Source organism: Stutzerimonas stutzeri (assembly GCF_051028275.1).
Taxonomy (GTDB): domain Bacteria; phylum Pseudomonadota; class Gammaproteobacteria; order Pseudomonadales; family Pseudomonadaceae; genus Stutzerimonas; species Stutzerimonas stutzeri_AS.
This window is the reverse complement of the sequence record NZ_CP069269.1, coordinates 3392407-3414649: the sequence shown is the minus strand read 5'-3', so window position 1 is coordinate 3414649 and position 22243 is coordinate 3392407. Positions and strand designations below refer to the sequence as shown.

The window sequence follows — 22243 nt, the reverse complement described above, 5'->3', positions numbered from 1 at the left end:
CGGCCCGGCTGACTCAGCGGGCCGTTTCATTTTAAGAGCCGCGCCAGCGGAGTGATCACTATGGCCTTTGTCATTGAAGTCGAAGAATGGGTGGGCAGTGTCTGGCACCGCTTCATCACCCGCCGCGCCAGTCCTGATTTTCCCGACGCGAGCGTTTCGCTGGAAAACATGCAACGACCGTTGTCGGTTCTGTTTCGTGCCATGGGGGGCGACAGCGGCGTCGACGTTGGCGCCGCCAATGCTCGCGATCTGATCTTACGTCGTAATCTGCTCCAGCAGGTGGCCGGCACCTGCAAACAGCTGCCGGTGGCCTGGTGTAACGAGAGCAATCTGCGTTTGCCCCAGTCACTGGCAGTGTACCCAGAGCCGTTGCTCAATCAGGACCTTTATCGCTGGCTGGCGCTGCTCGCCGCACAGGCCGGTGTGATGCGGCATTGGGCGCGGGACAATCAGCGCTGGACGCTGGCCATACTCGATCGATTCCCGGCCATGCGGCCCCGCTATCAGCGGTTGGTCGAGGCGCACCTGCAGCTTCGTCCTGATCCCGCTACGCTGCCGCGCGCCGAAGCCGCGCTGGAACGGACGCTGCGCCAGGCGCTGCGCGTTCCGGGTAGCGTTACGCAATTCCCGCGTAGCGAAGTCGCGCCCTGGCCACTGCCGATGTGGTTGTATCCGGCCGAAAACCTTGGCGCTCCGCAGGCGACGGATTTCGGTGAAGAGGACCAGAGAGACCATCTGAAAGCACCTTCTGCCGAGCAGCAGTGCGTGCGCAAACGGGCCAGGCGCGTCGAAGAGAACGCAAGCAAAAGCGGGCTGATGATCTTTCGTCTGGAAAACCTCTTTAGCTGGTCGGAACACATCGAATTGGACCGCCAGGGCGACGACAGCGAAGACCTGGATGCGGCGCGCGTCGCCGAAGACCTGGACGAGATCGCCTTGTCACGTCAGCGGATGCGCAAGGGGGGCGGACTCAAACTGCATCTTGATCTGCCGTCCAGCGAGGTCGACGACATTCCCTTGGGCAACGGCATCAAACTGCCTGAGTGGGACTATCGCAAGCAGCGCTTGCAGGACGATTTCGTCAACCTGCAGATGATGCTGCCACGCGGATCGGAACCCGCGGCGCTGCCCTTGCGGCTCAGCGCGCTGGCGCGCAAGCTGCGGCGGCAATTCGAGCATCTGCGCACCGATCACCAGTGGCTACGGGCCCAGCCCCAGGGGTCGGAGCTCGACATGCAGGCCTGGCTTGACTTTCATGTGGAGCGCCAGCACGGCCAGTGCGTCGAGCGCGGGTTGTTCATGGAGCAGCGGCGGAACCGCCGCGACCTGGCTTGTCTCCTGCTGGCCGACCTGTCCATGTCAACCGACGCGCACCTGGACAATGAGCACAAGGTGATTGACGTAATCACCGACAGCCTGCTGCTGTTCGGCGAAGCGCTGTCTGCTGTAGGCGACGATTTCGCCCTGTATGGCTTTTCATCGCTGCGTCGACAGCAGGTCCGCATGCAGGAGCTCAAGCGTTTCGACCAACGTTACGGTGACGACACCCGTGGACGTATCCAGGCGTTGGTACCTGGCTATTACACTCGTATGGGCGCGGCTATCCGCCAGGCCACCGATCTGCTGGGCAAGTGCAAGCAGCGGCGCAAGTTGCTGTTACTGGTTACCGACGGCAAGCCCAACGATCTGGACCTTTACGAGGGCCGCTATGGGGTCGAAGACACCCGTCAGGCGGTGCTCGAGGCCAGGCGCAAGGGCTTGCTGCCATTCTGCATCACCATCGACCAGGAAGCCGGCGACTATCTGCCATATATGTTTGGTGCTAACGGCTTCACCTTGATCAAAGAGCCGCAACAGCTACCGCTCCGCCTGCCCCAGCTGTATCGGCAATTGACGAAGGACTAAGGGAAAGGCAGCACGCTACCAGCTAACATCAGGGTCGCTTTGGATGTAGGAGCCAGAATGCTGGCGATCAGGGACAAGCCGTAGGGTGGATGTGGTTTTACATCCATCGAGGCTCCGCCTGGTGGATCGGTGAGGCGTGATCCACCCTACGTGGCGCCGTAGGATCGATATCGCTTAGCGATACCCATTTGCGCTGGCTCAACGTGGCAGCCAGACGATCATCGTTGCGCAAAATAGCGTCAGCCCGACACAAAACCAAAAGAACCTACGCTGGCGTCGCTCCCCGGTCGTATCGGCCAGTGCGGGGAGGGGCATGCCACAATGGCTGCATTCGGCTTCCTGAGGTGGGTTGGGTTGCTGGCAGTACAGGCACTTGGGCATGACGATGTCCTCTCCTATCGCCTCCAGCTTGCCATGTGCTGCCAGGGTTCGAGATTGACCGCAATCAATCGCAAGCGAGTACGCTTGCAGCGTTACACGGCGCGCCTTCCCGTGGTGACAGTCCGCTCGGTCACTCGAAGGATTCGAGGCGCTGGCGATCGAGGATAGTGATTTGCCGGCCTTCCTGAGTGATGATTTCCTCATCGATCAAACGGCGGATGATGCGCGAGAACGTCTCAGGCTGGATCGAAAGGTGGCCCGCGATCAACTGCTTGGCCATCGGCAGCTCGAAGCTATTGTTCTCGTCTTTAAGGCGCGACAGCTGGGTCATCAGGTAGCGCACCACCCGGTGAGTGGCGTTCTTGAGCGAGAGTGTTTCGATCTCGTTGATGCGCTGGTGCAGGCGCACGCTAAGCTTGCCCAGCAGGGCGAAGGACAGCTTCTGGTTCGCCTCCAGCAGGCGCATGTACGCCGCGTTGGAGAAGCGATAGACCTGCGTCGGACACACGGCCTGGGCTGAGGCCACATAATTGGGCGTGTCCATCAGCATCATCGCTTCGGCGAACGTCTGGCGATTACCAATGACTTCGAAGACCTTCTCCTGGCCGTCCGGTGTCAATCGGTAAATCTTGATCGCGCCGGAAATGACGAAATAAAAGGCGTGCGCCGCTTCGCCCTGGTGGAACAAGGTGTCGCCCTTGTCTAGGTTGAGCAGTTGGCTCGCGCTCATCAGCTCATCCATCTGTTCGTCGTTGAGCGGTTCGAACAGGTGATGGCTGCGGAGAATCTGGTTGTGTACGCGGTGAAGCACCATGCAAAGCATCCTGTCTGTAATGATTGGTCGCCACCAGCCAGCTTGGCGCTGCGCAGAGTCTGCCACGCCTGGCCAGCGGAGCGAGCAGTCCAGCACGCGGCGAAGCGTCCTTACACAGCCTAGCCCACCCACAAAATTCGAATATTGATGCAGGTCGGGTCAGGACCCTGGCTAGCGCTCAAGTCCCTGAGTCGTCAACTTCCCGTTGCTGCTCGACGCCAAGCGCCGAAATCGTATTGCTACGCGGGGCGGTCGATAGCGCCCAGCGGCAGGCCACCGTTCCCGCGTTGGAGGCCAGCGGCGAAAACCGGGCGCAGGCGGGGCGGTTGCTGAGTGTCGACTGCGACAACTTGCACAAGCTGGCGCGCAGGCCTAGATCGAAATGAGGCTGAGCCCAGGCTGAATGCCGCTGAGGCTGTTCCGCCAGTCGGCGTGAGTCGTCTTAGAGGCGTGGCGGTCTAAGCTGCAACCATCACCATAAGGAGACTTCCATGGCTCTGGACCATGACCAGTTCCACCAGCTGCTGACCGAGGCCCAGGCCCACGCCGACCGAGCCGCGAGCGAGAACAATCCGCAGCACTATCAACAGGCTTTCGAGGCCAGCCTGAAGGCGATGCGCCTACTCGCTGACGAGTCCGGTAACTGGCGGGACGCAGTTGTTCGCGCGACTGAGGAGTTTCAGGGCGACGAGGGCATCTAACGCTGTATCAGGCCGGACGGCCATCTCAACGATCGGGCCGTTCAGATTGCCAGCAGCGCTCTGTAGCGTGCTCACGATCCGGCCTATCAAACGGCCCTCTGCCTGACTCCCAACGTCAACGTTGCGGGCTTGGCCTTCGTTGCCACGTCAGCTTCGGCTCCTTGACGCTCATCAATGCCCATTGTGGGCGTCCTACCTAGACTGCCGGCTTTCCGTTCACCCGGACGGGCACCGCTGCCATTGATGCGGTGCGCTTGATTTCGCATGTCTAGGAGTTGCCATGCACTTGGTCTGTCCAGCAGGTAGCCTGCCCGCGCTAAAGGCTGCCCTCCAGCAGGGCGCTGATGCCGTCTATGTCGGCTTTCGGGACGACACCAATGCCCGTCATTTCGCCGGTCTCAACATGGACGCCAAGCAGCTCGACAAGGGCCTGCAGCTGGTGCGCGAGAAGCGACGCCAGCTCTATATCGCCGTCAATACCTACGCACAGCCACATGGCTGGTCCCGCTGGCAGCGAGCCGTTGACCAGGCCGCTGATCTTGGTGTCGACGCGCTGATAGCCGCCGATCCCGGTGTGTTGGGGTATGCCGCGAAGCGCCACCCGCAGCTGAACCTGCATTTGTCCGTTCAAGGATCGGCGACCAATGCGGCCGCGCTGGCATTTTATCAGCAGCGTTACAACATCAAGCGCGCCGTACTGCCACGCGTGCTGTCGCTCAAACAGGTCAAGCAGGTGGCTGCCGAAAGCCCGGTGCCCATCGAGGTGTTCGCCTTCGGCAGCCTCTGCATCATGGCTGAAGGGCGCTGTCACTTGTCGTCCTACCTCACCGGCGAATCGCCGAATCTTTGTGGCGTCTGTTCACCAGCCAAAGCGGTGCGTTGGAGCGAGGAACCAGAAGGGCTGACCTCGCGGCTGAACAACGTGCTCATTGATCGCTACGCCGAGGGCGAATCGGCCGGCTATCCCACCTTGTGCAAGGGCCGCTTTATGGTCAATGGCAAGCGCTTCCACGCCCTGGAGGAGCCCACCAGCCTGAACACGCTCGACCTGATCCCGGAGCTCGCCAACATCGGGGTCACGGCAATGAAGATCGAGGGCCGGCAGCGCAGCCCTGCCTATGTCGAACAGGTCACCCGCGTTTGGCGGTCTGCGCTGGACGCATACCTGCAGGCGCCGCAGCGGTACGCCGTTCAACAAGGCTGGCGCGAGGTACTCAATAGCCTGTCTGAAGGCTCACAAACCACACTAGGCGCCTATCACCGGGCATGGCAGTGACTCTTTCTGCAAGGAACCAAGCATGAAACTCAGCCTAGGCCCCGTGCTGTTCTATTGGGATCGTCAGCAGACGCTGGATTTCTATGCCGACATGGTCGGCATGCCGCTGGATGTCATCTATCTGGGCGAAACCGTCTGTTCCAAGCGACGCGACATGCGGCTGGACGACTGGATCGGTCTGGCGCGTGAGCTGAGACAGCAATCGACTGCAGAGCTGGTGCTGTCCGGTTTGACGCTGGTCGAGGCCGCTTCGGAGCTGTCCAGCCTGCGCCGCCTTTGCGATAACGGCGAGATGCTGGTTGAAGCCAACGACGTGGGCGCCGTCCAGTATCTGTCCGAGAAGGGCGTGCCCTTTGTTGGCGGGCCTGCGCTCAACCTTTACAACGGTTATGCACTGGCCGAACTGGTCACAAGCGGTATGCAGCGCTGGGTGCCGCCGGTGGAAATCTCCGGAGCGATGATCAGGAGCGCGCGTGAGCAACTGTCGCAGCTGGACGTTGCCATGCCGGAAATCGAAGTCTTCGCGTACGGCCACCTGCCCCTGGCGTACTCGGCGCGCTGCTTTACGGCTCGCGCAGAGAACCGGCCAAAGGATGATTGCCAGTTCTGCTGCCAGCACTACCCCGAAGGCATTCCGCTGCTGAGCCAGGAAGGCGAGGCGTTGTTCACCATCAACGGCATCCAGACCCTATCCGCTTCGGTCAGCAACCTGCTGGCCGACTACCCGGCGCTGGTCGAAAACGGCGCCGATCTGCTGCGGCTGAGCCCGCGCACATCAGGCATGACCGACGTCGTTCTGGCGTTTGATGCGGTGCGCAAAGGCGGCCTGCCGCCTCTGGCTGTCGAGGGCTGCAACGGTTACTGGCATGGTCAGCCCGGCATGCTGCGAGCCGAGGAGGCAGGTTTATGCTGAAGCCGCGAACACACCTGCTGAAACTGGGCGAGCGTCTGGTGCCGCTGGTAGCCGCGCGAACCCCTTTTACACTGCAACGTATCGCGCTGGAGCGTAGCCTGAATCAGGTTTTCGCTGCGCCATTGTCTGACGATGCCTTCGAAGCATTGGAAGGCAAATGGATGCGGCTGGAAGTCGTCGACCTCAAGCTGGCCTGGTGTATGAGTTGCGACCGAAAGAGGCTGCGCATCGCCGAGCAGGCCCCGGTGCAGGTGACTATCCGCGGAAACTGGCGGGAATTCCTGTTGCTCGCCAGCCGTCGGGAAGACCCCGATACCCTGTTCTTCCGCCGCCGCCTGGTGATCGAGGGTGACACCGAGCTTGGCCTGGCAATCAAGAATCTGATCGACAGTTTGGACCCTGACCTGCTGCCGCCGTGGTTGTGGAAAATGCTACAAGGTGCCGGAGAGGACGTTGCGCTAGCCAGCCGGGCGCAGCCTAGGGGAGTCTGAGGCTGCTTTCGGCTGTTTTGATGGCCGCGCTCGTCGGCGGGTTAGACCACGTGCAGCTTGTGCCGCGGTTTCATGCGATCGCTGGCGATGATGTTGCACATATCCTCGAACAGCGCATCGGCTTCGGCTTCGGCTTCGGAGCAGTCTTCGCGGTAACGCTTGCGCAGGCCATAGCTGCTGAGGGTGATGTGAACGTTGGCGACAACGCCGTGCTGCGCCAGACAGGCGCGTGCGCAATGCAGCGGGCAGCCGTCGATGGCCAGGATCGCCCTGCCGGAGTTGGCCTTGTTGACCAGCGAATTGACCCGACCGCCGACGCCGGCGATGCAGGACATCTCTGCCAGACCGGCGCGGTCCAGGCGTACCGCAAGCGTGTTGGCCAGTTGCGCCACGTTGGAGCAGCCCGAGCAGGCGTACACCAGGGGCAGGCGAGGTGCTGACATGCTGTTCTCCTGATCCGAAATGTCAGGTGGCAGTATCCGGGCCGATACGGCATGCGCCCATGACGGTCATCAAGAAGCCGGGTCAGTCTGCCGCAGCTCAGTCCAGGTAAGCAGCCAGGCCTTGGCTGTCGAGGATCTCGATACGCCGGCGCTGCACGCTGATCATCCCCGACTCGACCAGCCGGTGCAGGATGCGCGAGAAGGTCTCCGGTTGAATGCCCAATCTGGAGGCGATCAGGCGTTTGGGCACGTCGAGGGTGACCACCCCGCTGCCGTCCTGCTGCGATTGGTAAAGAAAGCGCACCACGCGGTGGCTGGCATTGGCCAGGGTCAGCGTATCGATCTCGTTCAGGCGCTGATGCAAGCGGATGCTCAGCGTGCCGAGTATGTCCAGACAGATGCGGGGATGTTCCTCGAGAATCCGCCGGTATAGCGCGCCATGCAGGCTGACAGCCAGGCTGGCCTTAAGCGCCGTGGCGCTGACCGGGTAGTTCGGCGCTCTGGTGAACAGCAGGGCTTCGGCGAAGGATTCACCCGGTCGGATGACCTCCACCAATTTCTCCTGCCCATCGCAGACCACGCGATGCAATTTCATCTGGCCGCTGAACAGAAAGTAGAACCGCTCGGCCTTTTCGCCCTGGTGAAACAGTGAAGCGCCAGCAGGGAGGCGCTTGAGATTGGCCGAGGCGCATACCTCCTGCAGCGCCTCCTCAGGCAGCCGGCTGAACAGGTGGTGCCGGCGGAGGTCCGCGACGAGCGATATTTCAGTCAGCATGATTCCTCCGCCGGACCGCGTCCGGGACTGTTCGACGCCGCATCCTAGGTGTACGCGCCGCGACGTTTCCTTGATCGTGGGCAAGATTTCAGGCCCCAACCGCTACCCGTCTCTTTTCGCAAATTCACTGCGGTGAGTTGACGATGGTCAATTCGCTCAGCAGCACAATTGCCTACCTTACACAGCATCTAGTGTTCCTGGTTGTTCGAATCACTACATGTAGTTTTGGAGGCGTGATGCTGGGGCTTGAGGAAGTGAATCGACCGGTCTCACTGCGCAAGCGGGACGGGCGGCTGGTGGCATTCGAGCTAGCCAAGATTGCTGCTGCAATCGAAGCCGCTGGGTTGGCTACCGGTGAGTTCGAGCAGGCCACTGCCCAGGCGCTGACTGCTCAGGTGCTGGCGCGGCTGACGCAGCGGGTCGTGGAGGTCGAACAGGCCCAGGATGCGGTCGAACGCGTGTTGATGGAGGCGGGTTATTACGACACGGCGCGCGCGTACATCGTGTATCGCGAGCGTCATGGACGGCTGCGGCGCGATCGAAAATCATTGGTCGATGTCGCCTCCTCGATGAACGAATACCTGTCGCGGGAAGACTGGCGTGTACGCGCCAACGCCAATCAGGGCTATTCGCTGGGTGGGTTGATCCTCAACGTGTCGGGCAAGGTCACCGCTAACTACTGGCTGGACGAGGTTTACAGCCCGGAGATCGGCATCGCCCATCGCGAGGGCGATCTGCATATCCATGACCTGGACATGCTGGCCGGCTACTGCGCTGGCTGGTCGCTGCGCACCTTGCTGAACGAAGGCTTCAACGGCATTCCTGGTCGCGTCGAAGCGGGCCCGCCGAAACACCTCTCCAGCGCGCTGGGGCAGATGGTCAACTTTCTTGGCACCCTGCAAAACGAGTGGGCCGGTGCCCAGGCGTTCAGCAGTTTCGATACCTACCTTGCCCCCTTCGTGCGCAAGGACGGACTTGGCTACGAGAACGTGCGGCAGGCGCTTCAGGAATTCATATACAACCTCAACGTGCCGTCGCGGTGGGGCACCCAGACGCCCTTTACCAACCTGACCTTCGACTGGGTATGCCCGGAAGACTTGCGCGAGCAGATCCCCTATATCGGCGGCGAGGAGATGCCCTTCACCTACGGTGATCTCCAGGTGGAGATGGACTTGATCAACCGCGCCTACATTGAAGTGATGCAGGCCGGTGATGGAGTCGGGCGCGTGTTCACCTTTCCGATCCCGACCTACAACATCACTCATGATTTTCCCTGGGACAGTGAAAACACTGAGCGGCTGTTCGAGATGACCGCGCGCTACGGCCTGCCGTACTTCCAGAACTTCCTCAACTCGGACATGAAGCCCAATCAGGTGCGCTCGATGTGTTGCCGTCTGCAACTGGACGTGCGCGAGCTGCTCAAGCGCGGCGGCGGCCTGTTCGGTTCGGCGGAGCAGACCGGGTCGCTGGGCGTCGTGACGGTCAACTGTGCACGGCTGGGTTACCTGCACGCCGGCGACTGGAGGGGGCTGATCGAGCATCTCGATGCGCTGCTTGAGCTGGCGCGGCAGAGCCTGGAGGTCAAGCGCAAGGTGATCCAACACCACATGAATGCCGGGCTGTATCCCTATACGAAGCGGTACCTGGGCACGCTGCGCAATCACTTCTCAACCATCGGTGTGAATGGCTTGCATGAGATGGTCCGCAATTACACCGAGGACTGCGACGGGCTGCATACCAAGGCCGGCCAGCGTTTGGCGGTCGATCTGCTGGATCATGTCCGGGCGCGGCTGGTGCAATTCCAGGAGCAGACCGGGCATCTATACAACCTCGAGGCGACCCCGGCCGAAGGCACGACGTACCGCTTCGCCAAGGAAGACCGCAAGCGCTTCCCGGACATTCTCCAGGCCGGCTCCGCCGATGCGCCTTACTACACCAACTCTTCGCAGCTGCCGGTGGGCTTCACGGACGACCCGTTTGAAGCACTGATGCTGCAGGACGAGCTGCAATGCAAGTACACCGGCGGCACCGTGCTGCACCTGTACATGGCTGAGCAGATTTCCTCGGCGCAGGCCTGCAAGAACCTGGTGCGCACCGCACTCGGTCGGTTCCGCCTGCCTTACCTGACCATTACCCCGACGTTCTCGATCTGTCCGGTGCACGGCTATCTGGCCGGCGAGCACGAGTTCTGCCCCAAATGCGATGAGGCGCTGCTGGCCAAGCAACAGCCTTGCTGCGCCTGACCTAGCAATGTAGGAGCGAGCTTGCTCGCGAAAAACGGCTCGTCTGGCATTCGCGAGCAAGCTCGCTCCTACAGCAAACCATTCACCCTCAGAGGAGCGACACATGACCCAAGCCACTCAATTGCCCGAAGCCCAACGCCAGCGCTGTGAAGTCTGGACCCGAGTGATGGGCTATCACCGCCCGGTATCGGCGTTCAATCCCGGCAAACAATCCGAGCACCGTGAGCGCACCCACTTCACCGAGCAAGCGGCCGGGCTGGCGCGGTAGTCATGGGCGCTGCGCTACGGGTCGGGGGCATGGTGCCCCTGACCACGCTCGACTTTCCTGATAACCTGGCCTGCGTGCTGTTCTGCCAGGGTTGTGGCTGGCGCTGTCGCTATTGCCACAACCCGCAACTGATCCCGACCTGTGGCGCTGAAGAATGCGGCTGGGATGAGGTCCTCGGCTTTCTCGACGAACGCGTCGGCTTGCTCGAAGCGGTCGTGTTCAGCGGTGGCGAGCCAACCCTGCAGCTGGCGCTCCCCGACGCCATTGCCGAGGTGCGCGCCAAGGGCTTCAAGATCGGCCTGCACAGCGCCGGCATCAAGCCGAAGCTGTTCCGTCAGGTGCTGCCGCTGGTGGACTGGGTGGGGTTTGATGTCAAAGCCTTGCCTGAGCACGGTCGGCTGATCACGGGCGTCGAGGGCAGCGGTGAAGCCAACTGGAAAAGTCTGGAAGCGTTGGTTGCCAGTGGCGTTGCGTATGAATGCCGCACGACCCTCCATTGGGAGCTGATCGATGCCGAGCGCCTCTGGGATATGGCGCAGCGTATGCGCAAACTGGGCGTTGAACGGTTCGCCGTGCAATGCGTGCGTACCGCCCGGATGCTGGACGAATCGCTCTCCGACAGCCGCGCGCCGTATGATCAACAGAAGCTCTGGGATCGCATGGGGCAACTGTTTCCCTCGTTCGTGCTGCGAGGGTGACGCCAAACCCGCCGAGAACCAAGCCGGCTGTCTACCAATGCGTTGAAGCTGGCACGCGCTCTTGTAGGAGCGAGCTTGCTCGCGATCATGGGAAGCCTCAGGGTGTCATCCTTGTACTTAGACGGTACTCGGTTACGCCTGAGCTACGCTTCGACCCGGTTACCCAATATCCCGACGCATGCCAATGTGCGGTATCCCGTCTTCGAGGTATTCCTCGCCCACCGGCTCGAAGCCATAACGACCGTAGTAACCTTGCAGGTGCGCCTGCGCGGACAGATAAATCGGCTGGCCCGGCCATTTTTTCTCGGCATGGCCAAGAGCTTGTACCATCATTTCACGACCGATGCCCTGACCGCGTACTGAGGGTGCGGTCACGACGCGCCCAATGACCACGTCGCCGCCTTGCTGAATAGGGTCGAGCAAGCGCAGGTAGGCCACCAACTGTTGGTCAAGCCAGGCCATCAAATGGCAGGTGTCGCCCAGCAGATCCTGGCCGTCGACATCCAGGTATACGCATTGTTGTTCGACCACGAAGACCTCCGCGCGAAGGCGCAGGATCGCGTAGAGCTCTTGCGTGCTCAGTTGGGCGTGGGGTTTGCAAATCCAATCGATAGACATGGCGCAGGCTCGCAGAGGAAACAGCAGCGAATACTAAACGTATCCCTCGCATATGGCCCGATCGCCACTGCCGGGCCGCCTACAGCCGCTTCGACGCTGGCACTCGCTCTTATGGGAGCAGCTTTCACGCGAACGAGGGGACATTGGCTGGGTAGTCGGGGCCTCGCCCGCCGCTGGAGCCCGGCTAAAACAGAGCCTGATGAGACGGAGGAGGCTCGCGCGGTCAGCTCCAGCCCCAGAACTGCAGATACCAGCCATAACCGATCACCGCAGTCGAGAGCCCCACGCAACTAACCGCCGCCAGCCGACGCAGTCCATTGGCGCCATGGCGGCTGATCACGCCCCACGCCAGGTACAAGCTCCAGCCAACGGCACCGGCCAGCAGCAGGGCACGTGTCGGCTGCGCCCAAGCAAGGATGAAGCCTTCATAGCGCAGCAGTTTGATCGTCGTGGCAGAGAGCCCGAGAAACAGGCCGGCACCACCCAGCGGGATCAGCGTCAGGGCCAGGTGATGAAAGACGCTGTCGCCGCGCTTCATCAGCCGCACCGCAGCTTGCAACAGCAGCCAAAGCGCGCTGCCGATCAATAGCGAAGTTGTACCGATGTAGGTGAGTATCGCTGCGCCGTCCAGCCAGGTGAAGGCGTCGTTGTTTTGCGGGTAATGGGTCAGCAGCCACCAGGGCGCGTTGGCCTCCAGCGGCCAGAAGATATCGCGGTCGACGAGCCACTCCGCCGCGGTCTGCTTGAGGGTGATGAACCAGGGGCTGACCGTCCATTGGAAGGCACCCATCGCCAGCCCGATCATGCCGAAGAGGAGCAAGGTGCTGTCCCAGTGGCCGTGCTGCGACTGGTTGCCGACAATGAGGATTTCCCGATTGGGTGAGCGAGGGGCGAGGGCGACGGCACCGCGCTGGCCGCTACAGCGTCCGCAGGCATGGCATTCGCTGTTGCCCTGCATGCGGCGGATGTCGATCAATGGGGCGCAGTTGGGCGTGGCGAGTTTGGGTCCCTGATTGGCCTGCCAGCGTTCTTCGTCCACCTTGTAATGCATCGGCGCCAGCCGCGCCAGCAGGCCGAACACCCCGCTGACCGGGCACAGGTGCCGGCACCAGACGCGCTTGCCGCGACCATAGAGAAAACCGACGATCATCGCGGCCACTGTCGAGCCGCCGAGGATCAGCGCGGCGGCACGGCCATAGTCATAAACGCTGACGAGCTGGCCGTAGACGGTCGTCAGCACGAAGGCGACCGTCGGCCAGCCACTCCAGCGCATCCATTGAGGGGTTCGTTTGTTCAGTCCGCGCCAGCTGATCCATTCACTGAGCGAGCCTTCTGGGCAGAGCACGCCGCACCAGAGCCGGCCGAACACGACCATCGACAGCAAGACGAATGGCCACCAGAGCCCCCAGAACAGAAACTGAGCGAACACCGTGATGTTGTCGAGCATGCGCGCTTCGGACGGCGGCAGCGAAAGAAACGCCGGCACCAGCAACGGCACCAGGTAGAAAGCCACCACCAGCCACTGAACCAGGCGAATGGTCTTGGCATGCTGGCGCAACAGATCACCGATGCGCGCAAGCCAGGGGGCGGTACTGATCATGCGGGGCGGGCCTCCAGGCGAGCCTCTGGCTTCGGGCGCAACCAGGCCCAGACGGTCAGCCAATAAAGGCCCATCAGCACCACGGCAGCCGGCGATGGCATGGCGCGGTAGCCGGTCAGCCCGGCAATGGTGCTGCCCAGCGTGCTGCCATCATCGAGCAGCGCGGAGGTGTCCCACAGCGGATCGCCAAAGAATGAGTAGAACGTCTCTGGCACGTCCATGCCCATCAGCTGACCGCTGAAACGGTCGAGCCCGGCCATCAGTAAGGCCCCGCCCAGTAGCAGCAGTACCGTTTCGCTGACATTGAAAAACCGTTTCCATGAGAAAAAACGGCTACCAGCCTGCAGTACCGCGTAGCTCAGCAGTGCCAGGGCGAAGCCAAGCACACCGCCAATCATGAAGCTGGTCAGGTCCGAACCATTCTGCTGATGGCCAATTCCGTAGAGAAACACCACCGTTTCGCTACCTTCACGCGCGACGGCGAGCATTGCCAGCACCAGCAGGCCGATGCCGCTGCCCTGGCCCAAATGCGCCGCGGCGCTGTCCGCCAGATTTCGCTTGAGGTCCCGACCGTGGTGGTGCATCCAGCCGACCATCTGCAGGATCAGCAGGGCTGCGATTACGAGCATGGCGCACTGGAACCACTCGCCGGTCGGGCCAGCCAGCCAGTCACCAGCACTGAGAATGCCCCAGCCCAGCAGCGAGGCCAGGCCGAGCCCGGCAACCACGCCGCCCCATAACATGCACAACGCGCGTCGATTGTTCGGCTGCTGGCTCAGCCACGCATGCAGGATCCCGATGACCAACAGCGCCTCTACGCTTTCGCGCCAGACGATGAACATTGATTGGCCCATGTCGCTGCTCCTGTGAAGAGGCTACTTGGCGATGATTTCGCCTTTCGGGAGGTCCATGTGGAACTCGTCGAAGAAGGGGTAGCGGCCCGGTTTGAGCGGATGAATGACGACGAACGAGGTAACGCCGGACGAAAGGACCTTCTCCACCCGTAGGGGCGTGCTTTCGAACTCGGTCGGGCCGCTGCCGGCGTTGATGATGATGATCTTGAAGCGCTGGCGAGCCGGAACCTCGATGGACGCCGGCTCGAAGTGGCCGTCACGGATGGTCAGCTCATAGGTAGGCAACCCGGCCTGGGCGCCGCCGACAAAGCCGGCAGCGAGCAGGGCGAGAATGGAGAGCAGAGCGCGTCGCATGGCTGCCCCCCGGCTCAGTAGCCGCCTTTCTTGCCGATACCGGCGTAGGTGAACTCATAGTTCAACGTGCACTGTTCGAACCAGGGCGCGACGCCGGTTTCCTTGTCCACGTGACGGCCGAACATGGCGTGATCACCACCCGGCGGCGAGACGGTGAAGGTCAGTTGGTACTTGCCTGGCCCTATCAGCTTGACGTTGTCGCCGTAGTGCGGACCGTCGTTGGCGACCATCGGGTGAAACTCGCCTTCAATCTTCTCGTCCGAGCCTTTCTTGCTCAGGCCGTAGTGAATGTTCAGGTAGGAGACGAAGCTGCCTTCTTGCCAGCCGTTGCGGTTGTCTTCGGTCGCAGCAATATCGGCTTCCAGATGCACGTCGGACTGAGCGGCGTCGAGCATCATGCCGGCCGGTTCCATCTCGACCGGCTGCAGATACACCGCGCCGACTTCCATGCCACCGCACTGTTGCGGTTCACCGATGGGGTATTCCTTGGCTTGGGCGAGGGGAGCGAGCAGCAGCGAAGCGATTGCGAAGGTAGCGATGCGCATGAAGCCTCCGGAGAGAAGAGATGGATGATGAAAGAGGGTGGCAGTTGTTGCGCTTAACGATAATGATTCGCGTCAATGTTGAATGAAATAATTTGTTACGCATAGCCTGTCGAGGCTGTCTTCATTTCGTCGGGAAACCCTGCGAACCACGTCTCCTGTCGCCTCGGAGCCTGTTGGTGCGATGAGTTGTCACACCGTTTCAAGCCCGCCTCTTCCCCGTTACGTCCTGGCACCGAAACCGAACGCCTCGACTAAAAGCTGCCGCACCATCGATAGCGGCCTAACATATGCACTTTTGGAGCCTGGGAATTCATGCCTCAAGCTGTACTGGACGCTCGAACCGCTCGCGTACTGCCTTGGCTCGTTGCCATCGCGTTTTTCATGCAAACCCTCGACGGCACCATTCTCAATACCGCCCTGCCTGCCATGGCACGCGATCTGTCCGAGGACCCGTTGCGCATGCAAGGCGTGGTGATTGCTTACATGCTGACGGTGGCGTTACTCATCCCTGCGTCCGGGTGGGTAGCAGATCGTTTCGGAACCCGACGCGTCTTCTTTTCAGCGATTGCACTGTTCACGCTTGGCTCGTTGCTGTGTGCGATGAGCGCGAGCTTCAACCAACTGGTGATGTCGCGCGTGGTTCAGGCGGTGGGCGGCGCGCTGATGCTTCCAGTAGGACGTTTGGTTGTATTGCGTGCCTATCCTCGCAGCGAGTTCGTGCGGGTCATGACATTCATCGCACTGCCGGGAATGGTGGGGCCGTTGCTGGGCCCGACGCTGGGTGGCTGGTTGGTTCAATACGCCTCATGGCATTGGATATTTCTCATCAACCTGCCCGTCGGCCTGGTCGGTTGCCTTGCAGCCCTGCGTTTCATGCCCGATCTGAAAAGCGCCGTGCGGATGCGCTTCGATACCGTCGGCTTTGTACTGTTTGGCGGCGCCATGGTGTTGATCACGATCGCCTTGGAAGGTCTCGGCGAAATGCAGATGCCGCACGCCCGCGTCCTGCTCCTGATGGTGATCGGCAGTGCCTGCCTGGCCGCCTACTGGCTGCGCGCCGGACATGTCGAGACGCCACTGTTCAGCCCGACGCTATTTCACACCCGCAGTTTCGCAGTCGGCATCTTCGGCAACCTGTTTGCGCGTCTGGGTAGTGGTGCGTTGCCGTTTCTGCTTCCGTTGCTCCTCCAGGTCGCGCTGGGCTATTCACCCGCGCAGGCAGGGATGAGCATGATTCCCCTAGCGGTGGGCGCGATGCTGATCAAGCCGCTGGCCAAGCCGCTGATAGACCGCCTGGGCTACCGGCGCATCCTTGTGGCTAACACCTTGGTGCTGGGCAGTCTGATCGCCAGCCTTGCCACCATTGATGCTCAAACCCCAACTGCCATGCTCTTGGTGCATCTTGGATTGATCGGCGTGGTCAACTCGATGCAGTTCACAGCGATGAACACGGTGACACTGGTGGGCTTGAGCAACCAGAACGCGAGCAGCGGCAACAGCCTGCTGTCGGTTGTCGTGCAGCTGTCCATGAGCCTGGGTGTGGCGTCTGCAGGAGCGCTGCTTGGCGGCTTTACAGTACCCGGCGCAGATGGCGAGGCGGTTCTTAGCGCCTTTCACATGACGTTCATTTGCATCGGCGTGATGTCGATGCTGGCAGCGACGCTGTTCTTCCAACTGGACAGCAAACAAGCCATGGCCGCCAGACTGATCGACGACGAATGAGTGCGATGGGCTGAATCTCACCCATCTGCGCTAGCGATCAGTCGGCGCAGAGCTCGGCTTCTTCGGCTTCTTCTTCAGGCATCTCATCCGTGACGATCACGCGCGCGTGATGAGCATTCTCCTCCTCCATGCGGAGCCCAAAATACTGGGTGTCATACGCGTCCCAGAACGCCTCGACCTGCTCCATCGTGGCGGCCTCCAGGAGAACCTCCAGGCTGTGCTCCAGAACAATGGTGTAGAGTTTTTTGGAAAACATGATTAGCAGGCTCGTGCATGATTCGATAGGTCAGCCGCACCTCCGCAGCTGTGATGTCATTCTGACAGCCGAGACCGATTCTTGAGCGTCCGCTCATCGCCTCGTGGCAGGTTCCCGCTGAACGGTTCGAGCCGAATGTGGTCGCCCTCCGCTATGCCTGAGAACGGACGACACCTTTCCAGTCTCGGTTGTGCGTCAAGTTTGATGACATATCGCCTCGCTTGTTGATGCTGCCTCCTACGTCCGAAGCACACGAACGCCGGCGATCACGCAGCTGCGCGTTCCCAGGGTCAGCTCAGGACGCCTGAATATCCCGTTGCTTTTGTTTACCTGTACAAGTCGACAATCTGGACCTGTCGTCAAAGAAGACATAAGTTCTGTTGCCTGTCGGATCGACCTTTAACACTGGAAGGAAGTGGGCAATGGATGCGACAAGTGCTTTCTTGATCGTCACGGGATCTCTGTTTTGCGTATCACTGGCGTTGCTGATAGTGCTCTGGATGCAGTGGCTGCGGGCCGCGCAGTACAAGGCGGAATTGGCCGTGCTGCGTGATCTGCTAGAAGGTTTGGGCGCCATCATTTGGCGCCTCGAAACGGAAAATACCGAGTTGGCTGCAGGCTTGCGGGCAGAGACCGGCCAGGTCGAATTGCTCAAGCGGCAACTTGGGCAACTGCGTTGAGACCGATCTCGTCTCGTATCGCCCGTTCCTTCGTGTTTAGAGCCCCAGTCGGTGCTCGCGAGGCGTAAGCCATAAATGGCTATGTGTGAGCGGCTGCGCGATGGCGGCAGCTATTGGCTGTGCGTAACGACAACGTTCTGAGGAACTGTCGCGCCGATCACGCCCCCAACCTGTATGCGCCGCGCATTCGTGCGGTCCTTGAAGCGCAGAGCGGAGGAGATACTGATGAAAATCATGCGATCGGCATCCCTATCGGCAGCAGTTATTGCTGCATCGCTGGTTATGGGAACGCCCGCTGCGGCTGTCGCGCAGCAGAACCAGACGAATCAGTCAGGGCAGCAAGCTGCCACGGGGACGCGATCCATTACCGTTAGCCACAATGTGGTGGACGCGGTGGATGACGCGCGCGGGGCCACCATGCAATTCATCGACGCGCTGCTCGAGGCCGAGGAGGGGTTGGGCCTGGGTAATTGGAAGCAGCAGGAGAAGCGGCTCAGGCAAATCCGAAATCAGCTAGAGCAGATGGAAACCGTCCTGAACAAGAAGGCAGAAGCGACTGATCAGGAATGGCTTGACTGGTTGGGCAGCCCGGATTACGGCGTGACGATCATTGATCAGACCAAGAGCATCGGCTCCCAACTGGACCAGGTCTCGGAGATCCTCGCCGAGAACTGGCAGACCAAGGGCATCCAGGTCCTGGTTGGCAGCAATGTTCTCGAGCAGCTGCGGGACCTGCGCCGGAGAACCGGTGACCTGCTCTATGCCATGGAAATGGCGGGCAACAACTATGGCTGGACCGTTGAGACCAATCATTTCCAGCAAGCCCGTGAGCGGCTAGCGAAGCTGTCAGAGGACATCGACCAGCCCTTGGTCATGACCGAGGCCGATTGGCGCGCCTACCTGGAGTCCGACCGGTTCCATATCGTCATCCATGACAACGTGTCGACCCTGGCTGACATTTTTCAAAACCTGGCCAAGCCGAACCAGGGCTGACCGATTACCCCCGTCTCGGACGGAGCGACATACCGCTGGGTTGTCGTTCCTGTCTTTGCGGATCGACCGCGCATGTGCATTCGGCTAAGGCAATACGCACGAGACGGTAAACGCTTCGATCAGCACGTCGTGGTCGGGTAGCAAGACCCATTCTCCAGCCGCCTTGACTGGAAATCGAAGCTCGACCACACCTAGATGTGAACGTGACGCGCGTTGGGGCAGTACTTATCGTTGGCCGGCGCGCAGTACAGCGGGATCAGTGGCGCATAGTCATCCGCGACGGTGGGGCGGATGGGGAGGGGCGGGAGACTGCCTGAGCGGGCTTGTCGCTACGCAGCGATAACGATCGCCAACACCAGGCCAAGGCCAATGATGCAATCTGCGCAGATCGACATCGCCATCAATTTGGTGCGCTCAATAGTGGGGAAGGGGAAGCGTTCAGTGGCCGTGATAACCAAGCCGAATCCGATAGTGACCATAGGTAGGAACTCCTTTTCGCTAAGGGTAAGACCAAATTCGTTTGACGTATGTGATTGCCCTCAAAATTGGCCGACTGGTTAGCGCAATGAGTCTCGCGCTTGAGCGAGAGGGATCGGTGCGCTTGTTTTAAAGGCGGCGCGGGTATTTTCCCCGCGGCTCGGCTGTCTAGGCGATCTTAACCGCATTCCACTGAGCCCTAACGGATTACCGGGTTGCAGTAGACGCGCACGGTGCCCGCTTCCACCCGGCTGCAGTTGATCTGGAAGCGAACCGGCACGTTACTGCCGGATTTGATTGCCCAAGCGATGTCGTCGGTTCGCGGATGCCTTAGCGCTTGGCATGTGGGCAAAATCGCTTCGCTCGCCGTCGAACTCAACGCCAACGAGCGGTGCCATAAGTCAGTGTACGTGTGCTTTTTGATGAAGCTGGTGCCGCCACTGCCTGGCGCGTTGGCCTGCGAAGTGACCATCCTATCGAGGCGACCATTTGCTAAACCGTTCCGATCAAAGCGTTGAGAACCAAGCGGAGCCACATCATTTTCTAACTAACGTTCGAACAGTCTGGCCCGTGTTGAGTTACAGCGTAGTGGCGTTACTTTGGGTTGCCGGCAGCGCCCTGGGCATTCGTGCGCTTGGATATCCCTGGTGGGCCTTGATGTTGGCGGCTGCGATCCTCGTGTTTTTTTCCGCCTCCATCATGCTCGTACTGCTCCGCCGCTCTGGCCGACACTTTGCAGCGAATCAGCAATTGCTTAGCGATGCGGAGAAAGGGTTCCTGATGTTACTTGAGGCGTCTCCGGCCTCTATCTGGCTTTATGATTTGCGCAGCCTGGCGTTAGTGCAGGCGAACCCGACCGCAGAGAGTAACTACGGATATACGGTAGACGACCTGCGAACAATGTCCCTAAGAGACCTATTTGATAACCGTACGCCAGATGATCAATCGCAAGTTGCAGCCGTAGAACGGTGGTTGCAGGGCGAGCATTCACTGCAAACGAGGTGTGGGACGCGGCGGATATCGAACATAACCGCAGGCGTATGTAGTGTAGGAAAGCAGAGCTTTGGGGTTCTGGTCGCGAACGATTGCTATGGCTCGTCAAGCTCAGCGACCGAACGAGCGAAGCGTTGCGCGCAGCTGGCTCAGCAAGTAGCGGGGCTTGGATACTGGTTATACGAGCTGGATACCGGAAATGGTGAATGCTCGGAGGAGGTGCGCCAACTCTTCGGTTTGGCGGAAGGTCAACTCTTTGATCGTAGGCGCTACGAGGCTGTGATCATTGAGTCGGAGCGGGAGGCAGTTAGACAGGTACACGCGACTGCAGCCGAGGCTGGGCAAGCGATACATCAATACCAGGTCCAGAGGGCGGGCACTGACGCACGTTGCCTGTATGAACGTATTCAGCTCAAGTTCGATCCCCAAAGTGGCCAGCGAACACTTTTTGGCGCTGTGCTTGATGTAAGCGAGCTGCGTTCTATCGATACGCGGCTTGCACGCCAGCGAACGCGGTACCAACGCATCATCAACGGCTTCGCCGAGGGTGTGGTGGTGCTCCGCGGTGACAGCATTCAATTTGCCAACGAGGCTGCTCGAAAGATGCTTCTGGCGGAACGTCCTGAGAGCAAACTGTTCGCTCAGTACATCCACCCGGACGACCGAGCCCGGGAAGTTGATCGTATTCGCGCTCTGCAAAGGGGGCTGATTGGTGAGTCTCCGCTGCGTCAGGTGCGGCTTGTCAGAACTGACGCAACCGAGCTCGAAGCCGAGGTCATCGAAATCAGGTTGGGCGATTCCGACCCATCAGACATTCAGCTACTCATTCGGGACGTTACCCAAACCCGCCGAATGCAAATGGATCTCGAGGACGCCAATCGGCGCCTGCAGGCCTTGTCGCAGCGGCTCATGGAGGTACAGGAGACGGAACGACGACAGCTGGCCCGAGACCTTCACGATGACATAGGCCAGCAGCTCACAGGGCTCAAGCTTCATCTCCAGCGAATGGCTAGGCAAATGGAGCGCGACGACGCGCTACGAGACCTGGCCGCTAGCCTCATCGACACGATCGACACGCTGCTGGCCACTGTGCGGCGCCTTTCGCTCGCGTTGCATCCGCTTCAGTTGGAAAGTCTTGGGCTGGAGTCGGCGATGCGATCGCACCTGAGCCGATTCCTGGTCGGTACGGGCTTACGATATACGTTCAAGGTGGAGGGCTCGCTGAATGGGCTCCCCTCATACCCCAGCCTGGTTGCTTTTCGCGTCTTTCAAGAAGCGGTCAATAACCTTGTCCGACATGCCCGAGCCAAGTCTGTGCAGATCAACCTGTCACGGCTGGCTGAAGGCTTGCGCCTGGAGATCGTCGATGACGGCTTGGGCTTCGATGTGGCTGCAGCGCACCAGAGCGCTCAAAGCTTGGGCTTAACAAGCATGCAGGAACGAGTCGCTTCTCTCAGTGGCGATTTGAAAATCTCCAGTTTGATCGGTGTCGGCACGCGTATCGCCGTTTGGCTGCCGACTGCCGGCTGGGAGTTCAGTCCAGAGGAGGATAAGTGAAGCGTGTCGCGCTGATAGATGATCACGGTCTTGTAAGGGCAGGTTTGAAGGCCCTCGTCCAGGACCAACCCGGGTATGAAGTAGTGGCCGAAGGAGATGATGGTTCTGATGTCGAGGCCATCCTCAAACAGGCTCGTCCCGACATTTTGCTCCTTGATATCAGCATGAAACAAATGGGTGGGCTCGATGTATTGCGGCGCTGGCGGCTGCTCTACCCGGATGTTCAGGTACTCATGCTGTCAATGCATACGAACGCTGAATACGTGCTTGAGGCGCTGCGATTGGGCGCGCGCGGCTACCTGTTGAAGGACGCAGCCGCTCAGGAACTCGAGCTGGCGCTGAGAGCATTGTCCAGAAACGAGTCCTATCTCAGTCCCGGCATAGCGCAAACGGTTATTCAGTCAGCTGTCCTTGATGGCCGAGACGCGAGTGTCGCTACGCCTTCTGTTCTGACGCCCCGACAGACTGAAATCCTTCGGCTGATCGCCAGAGGTTGTTCGACCCGTGAGATCGCAGAAGGGCTGGGGTTGAGTGTCAAAACGATTGAAACGCACCGATCCCAAATCATGGACCGGTTAAATGTCCACGACGTGCCTTCACTGGTCCTCTACGCAGTCCGTACAGGTCTGGTGAACCCGGATGACTAGATGCCTCTAAGGGTTTCCCTGATATCAAAGTGATCGCGC

Annotated in this window: 24 protein-coding genes and 1 pseudogene; 14 read left to right on the top strand and 11 right to left on the bottom strand. The window is 60.5% G+C overall.

The genetic code is table 11. The features are described 5' to 3' along the window. Positions 1 to 60: 60 nt before the first annotated feature. Positions 61 to 1905, top strand: coding sequence for a nitric oxide reductase activation protein NorD (locus tag JQR87_RS15860; protein ID WP_407295307.1), 1845 nt, complete (start codon positions 61 to 63; stop codon positions 1903 to 1905). 198 nt (positions 1906 to 2103) lie between these two features. On the opposite strand, the gene JQR87_RS15855 is transcribed toward JQR87_RS15860, so the two are convergent. Both JQR87_RS15855 and JQR87_RS15850 read right to left on the bottom strand, forming a co-directional pair. Continuing rightward, positions 2104 to 2286, bottom strand: coding sequence for a DnrP protein (locus JQR87_RS15855; protein ID WP_407295309.1), 183 nt, complete (start codon positions 2284 to 2286; stop codon positions 2104 to 2106). A 130-nt stretch (positions 2287 to 2416) separates the two neighbouring features. Further along, complete coding sequence (locus JQR87_RS15850; protein ID WP_407295312.1) at positions 2417 to 3100, bottom strand: Crp/Fnr family transcriptional regulator; 684 nt, start codon at positions 3098 to 3100, stop codon at positions 2417 to 2419. A 491-nt stretch (positions 3101 to 3591) separates the two neighbouring features. On the opposite strand from JQR87_RS15850, the gene JQR87_RS15845 reads away from it, so the two are divergent. From JQR87_RS15845 to ubiT, 4 genes are all read left to right on the top strand, one after another. Beyond that, on the top strand, positions 3592 to 3801 hold the full coding sequence (locus tag JQR87_RS15845) for a hypothetical protein (RefSeq protein ID WP_407295314.1): 210 nt from the start codon (positions 3592 to 3594) through the stop codon (positions 3799 to 3801). 280 nt (positions 3802 to 4081) lie between these two features. Further along, entirely contained in the window at positions 4082 to 5077 is a 996-nt protein-coding gene (gene ubiU / locus JQR87_RS15840) for a ubiquinone anaerobic biosynthesis protein UbiU (RefSeq protein ID WP_407295317.1), read from the top strand. A gap of 22 nt (positions 5078 to 5099) precedes the next feature. Continuing rightward, on the top strand, positions 5100 to 5990 hold the full coding sequence (locus tag JQR87_RS15835; RefSeq protein WP_407295319.1) for a U32 family peptidase: 891 nt from the start codon (positions 5100 to 5102) through the stop codon (positions 5988 to 5990). Next, entirely contained in the window at positions 5984 to 6481 is a 498-nt protein-coding gene (ubiT, locus tag JQR87_RS15830; RefSeq protein WP_407295322.1) for a ubiquinone anaerobic biosynthesis accessory factor UbiT, read from the top strand. The genes JQR87_RS15835 and ubiT overlap by 7 nt, the downstream gene beginning before the upstream one ends. A gap of 41 nt (positions 6482 to 6522) precedes the next feature. Here the strand turns inward: ubiT and JQR87_RS15825 are convergent, their stop codons facing one another. Next, positions 6523 to 6924, bottom strand: coding sequence for a putative zinc-binding protein (locus JQR87_RS15825; RefSeq protein ID WP_407295325.1), 402 nt, complete (start codon positions 6922 to 6924; stop codon positions 6523 to 6525). A gap of 97 nt (positions 6925 to 7021) precedes the next feature. Then, on the bottom strand, positions 7022 to 7699 hold the full coding sequence (locus tag JQR87_RS15820) for a Crp/Fnr family transcriptional regulator (protein ID WP_407295328.1): 678 nt from the start codon (positions 7697 to 7699) through the stop codon (positions 7022 to 7024). Positions 7700 to 7935: 236 nt separating this feature from the next. On the opposite strand from JQR87_RS15820, the gene JQR87_RS15815 reads away from it, so the two are divergent. The 3 genes from JQR87_RS15815 to JQR87_RS15805 all read left to right on the top strand — a co-directional run bounded on the left by JQR87_RS15815 (position 7936) and on the right by JQR87_RS15805 (position 10908). Beyond that, positions 7936 to 9942, top strand: coding sequence for a ribonucleoside triphosphate reductase (locus JQR87_RS15815; protein ID WP_407297673.1), 2007 nt, complete (start codon positions 7936 to 7938; stop codon positions 9940 to 9942). A gap of 103 nt (positions 9943 to 10045) precedes the next feature. Continuing rightward, positions 10046 to 10210, top strand: coding sequence for an anaerobic ribonucleoside-triphosphate reductase (gene nrdD / locus JQR87_RS15810; RefSeq protein WP_407295329.1), 165 nt, complete (start codon positions 10046 to 10048; stop codon positions 10208 to 10210). 2 nt (positions 10211 to 10212) lie between these two features. Then, positions 10213 to 10908 (top strand): anaerobic ribonucleoside-triphosphate reductase activating protein, encoded by a 696-nt coding sequence (locus tag JQR87_RS15805; RefSeq protein WP_407295332.1) that lies wholly within the window; start codon positions 10213 to 10215, stop codon positions 10906 to 10908. 159 nt (positions 10909 to 11067) lie between these two features. Here the strand turns inward: JQR87_RS15805 and JQR87_RS15800 are convergent, their stop codons facing one another. From JQR87_RS15800 to JQR87_RS15780, 5 genes are all read right to left on the bottom strand, one after another. After that, complete coding sequence (locus tag JQR87_RS15800; protein WP_407295335.1) at positions 11068 to 11526, bottom strand: GNAT family N-acetyltransferase; 459 nt, start codon at positions 11524 to 11526, stop codon at positions 11068 to 11070. A gap of 223 nt (positions 11527 to 11749) precedes the next feature. Beyond that, the gene (locus tag JQR87_RS15795; RefSeq protein ID WP_407295338.1) at positions 11750 to 13126 is read right to left on the bottom strand and encodes a 4Fe-4S binding protein; all 1377 of its coding nucleotides are present in this window, start codon (positions 13124 to 13126) and stop codon (positions 11750 to 11752) included. Next, positions 13123 to 13980, bottom strand: coding sequence for an FTR1 family iron permease (locus tag JQR87_RS15790; RefSeq protein ID WP_407295340.1), 858 nt, complete (start codon positions 13978 to 13980; stop codon positions 13123 to 13125). The genes JQR87_RS15795 and JQR87_RS15790 overlap by 4 nt, the downstream gene beginning before the upstream one ends. A 21-nt stretch (positions 13981 to 14001) precedes the next feature. Then, positions 14002 to 14334 carry a cupredoxin domain-containing protein gene (locus JQR87_RS15785; protein WP_407295343.1) on the bottom strand — a complete coding sequence of 111 codons (333 nt, stop codon included), beginning with the start codon at positions 14332 to 14334 and terminating at the stop codon, positions 14002 to 14004. A gap of 14 nt (positions 14335 to 14348) precedes the next feature. Beyond that, entirely contained in the window at positions 14349 to 14879 is a 531-nt protein-coding gene (locus tag JQR87_RS15780) for an iron transporter (RefSeq protein WP_407295345.1), read from the bottom strand. 312 nt (positions 14880 to 15191) lie between these two features. Here JQR87_RS15780 and mdtD point away from each other — a divergent pair, with 312 nt between their 5' ends. Then, entirely contained in the window at positions 15192 to 16601 is a 1410-nt protein-coding gene (gene mdtD, locus JQR87_RS15775; protein ID WP_407295348.1) for a multidrug transporter subunit MdtD, read from the top strand. Positions 16602 to 16638: 37 nt separating this feature from the next. Here the strand turns inward: mdtD and JQR87_RS15770 are convergent, their stop codons facing one another. Beyond that, positions 16639 to 16857 carry a hypothetical protein gene (locus JQR87_RS15770; protein WP_407295351.1) on the bottom strand — a complete coding sequence of 73 codons (219 nt, stop codon included), beginning with the start codon at positions 16855 to 16857 and terminating at the stop codon, positions 16639 to 16641. Between the two features lie 422 nt (positions 16858 to 17279). Between JQR87_RS15770 and JQR87_RS15765 the strand changes: the two genes are divergently transcribed. Continuing rightward, positions 17280 to 17537 carry a hypothetical protein gene (locus JQR87_RS15765; protein ID WP_407295354.1) on the top strand — a complete coding sequence of 86 codons (258 nt, stop codon included), beginning with the start codon at positions 17280 to 17282 and terminating at the stop codon, positions 17535 to 17537. Positions 17538 to 17762: 225 nt separating this feature from the next. Continuing rightward, the gene (locus JQR87_RS15760) at positions 17763 to 18530 is read left to right on the top strand and encodes a hypothetical protein (RefSeq protein ID WP_407295357.1); all 768 of its coding nucleotides are present in this window, start codon (positions 17763 to 17765) and stop codon (positions 18528 to 18530) included. A 329-nt stretch (positions 18531 to 18859) separates the two neighbouring features. Here the strand turns inward: JQR87_RS15760 and JQR87_RS15755 are convergent, their stop codons facing one another. After that, the gene (locus JQR87_RS15755) at positions 18860 to 19009 is read right to left on the bottom strand and encodes a hypothetical protein (protein ID WP_407295360.1); all 150 of its coding nucleotides are present in this window, start codon (positions 19007 to 19009) and stop codon (positions 18860 to 18862) included. Positions 19010 to 19664: 655 nt separating this feature from the next. On the opposite strand from JQR87_RS15755, the pseudogene JQR87_RS15750 reads away from it, so the two are divergent. The 3 genes and pseudogenes from JQR87_RS15750 to JQR87_RS15740 form a co-directional block, all read left to right on the top strand. Beyond that, positions 19665 to 19925 (top strand): annotated as a pseudogene (locus JQR87_RS15750) (PAS domain-containing protein); the annotation flags it as partial. A gap of 354 nt (positions 19926 to 20279) precedes the next feature. Then, positions 20280 to 21557 (top strand): PAS domain-containing sensor histidine kinase, encoded by a 1278-nt coding sequence (locus JQR87_RS15745; protein WP_407297674.1) that lies wholly within the window; start codon positions 20280 to 20282, stop codon positions 21555 to 21557. Then, positions 21554 to 22204: a response regulator gene (locus tag JQR87_RS15740; RefSeq protein ID WP_407295362.1), complete on the top strand. Its 651-nt coding sequence runs from the start codon at positions 21554 to 21556 to the stop codon at positions 22202 to 22204. The genes JQR87_RS15745 and JQR87_RS15740 overlap by 4 nt, the downstream gene beginning before the upstream one ends. The last annotated feature ends 39 nt before the right edge of the window (positions 22205 to 22243 follow it).

Bases quoted from the DNA above. Each gene is read 5' to 3' on its own strand.
- JQR87_RS15860 (WP_407295307.1), top strand. From the start codon at position 61: ATGGCCTTTGTCATTGAAGTCGAAGAATGGGTGGGCAGTGTCTGGCAC.
- JQR87_RS15855 (WP_407295309.1), bottom strand. From the start codon at position 2,286: ATGCCCAAGTGCCTGTACTGCCAGCAACCCAACCCACCTCAGGAAGCC.
- JQR87_RS15850 (WP_407295312.1), bottom strand. From the start codon at position 3,100: ATGGTGCTTCACCGCGTACACAACCAGATTCTCCGCAGCCATCACCTG.
- JQR87_RS15845 (WP_407295314.1), top strand. From the start codon at position 3,592: ATGGCTCTGGACCATGACCAGTTCCACCAGCTGCTGACCGAGGCCCAG.
- ubiU (WP_407295317.1), top strand. From the start codon at position 4,082: ATGCACTTGGTCTGTCCAGCAGGTAGCCTGCCCGCGCTAAAGGCTGCC.
- JQR87_RS15835 (WP_407295319.1), top strand. From the start codon at position 5,100: ATGAAACTCAGCCTAGGCCCCGTGCTGTTCTATTGGGATCGTCAGCAG.
- ubiT (WP_407295322.1), top strand. From the start codon at position 5,984: ATGCTGAAGCCGCGAACACACCTGCTGAAACTGGGCGAGCGTCTGGTG.
- JQR87_RS15825 (WP_407295325.1), bottom strand. From the start codon at position 6,924: ATGTCAGCACCTCGCCTGCCCCTGGTGTACGCCTGCTCGGGCTGCTCC.
- JQR87_RS15820 (WP_407295328.1), bottom strand. From the start codon at position 7,699: ATGCTGACTGAAATATCGCTCGTCGCGGACCTCCGCCGGCACCACCTG.
- JQR87_RS15815 (WP_407297673.1), top strand. From the start codon at position 7,936: ATGCTGGGGCTTGAGGAAGTGAATCGACCGGTCTCACTGCGCAAGCGG.
- nrdD (WP_407295329.1), top strand. From the start codon at position 10,046: ATGACCCAAGCCACTCAATTGCCCGAAGCCCAACGCCAGCGCTGTGAA.
- JQR87_RS15805 (WP_407295332.1), top strand. From the start codon at position 10,213: ATGGGCGCTGCGCTACGGGTCGGGGGCATGGTGCCCCTGACCACGCTC.
- JQR87_RS15800 (WP_407295335.1), bottom strand. From the start codon at position 11,526: ATGTCTATCGATTGGATTTGCAAACCCCACGCCCAACTGAGCACGCAA.
- JQR87_RS15795 (WP_407295338.1), bottom strand. From the start codon at position 13,126: ATGATCAGTACCGCCCCCTGGCTTGCGCGCATCGGTGATCTGTTGCGC.
- JQR87_RS15790 (WP_407295340.1), bottom strand. From the start codon at position 13,980: ATGGGCCAATCAATGTTCATCGTCTGGCGCGAAAGCGTAGAGGCGCTG.
- JQR87_RS15785 (WP_407295343.1), bottom strand. From the start codon at position 14,334: ATGCGACGCGCTCTGCTCTCCATTCTCGCCCTGCTCGCTGCCGGCTTT.
- JQR87_RS15780 (WP_407295345.1), bottom strand. From the start codon at position 14,879: ATGCGCATCGCTACCTTCGCAATCGCTTCGCTGCTGCTCGCTCCCCTC.
- mdtD (WP_407295348.1), top strand. From the start codon at position 15,192: ATGCCTCAAGCTGTACTGGACGCTCGAACCGCTCGCGTACTGCCTTGG.
- JQR87_RS15770 (WP_407295351.1), bottom strand. From the start codon at position 16,857: ATGTTTTCCAAAAAACTCTACACCATTGTTCTGGAGCACAGCCTGGAG.
- JQR87_RS15765 (WP_407295354.1), top strand. From the start codon at position 17,280: ATGGATGCGACAAGTGCTTTCTTGATCGTCACGGGATCTCTGTTTTGC.
- JQR87_RS15760 (WP_407295357.1), top strand. From the start codon at position 17,763: ATGAAAATCATGCGATCGGCATCCCTATCGGCAGCAGTTATTGCTGCA.
- JQR87_RS15755 (WP_407295360.1), bottom strand. From the start codon at position 19,009: ATGGTCACTATCGGATTCGGCTTGGTTATCACGGCCACTGAACGCTTC.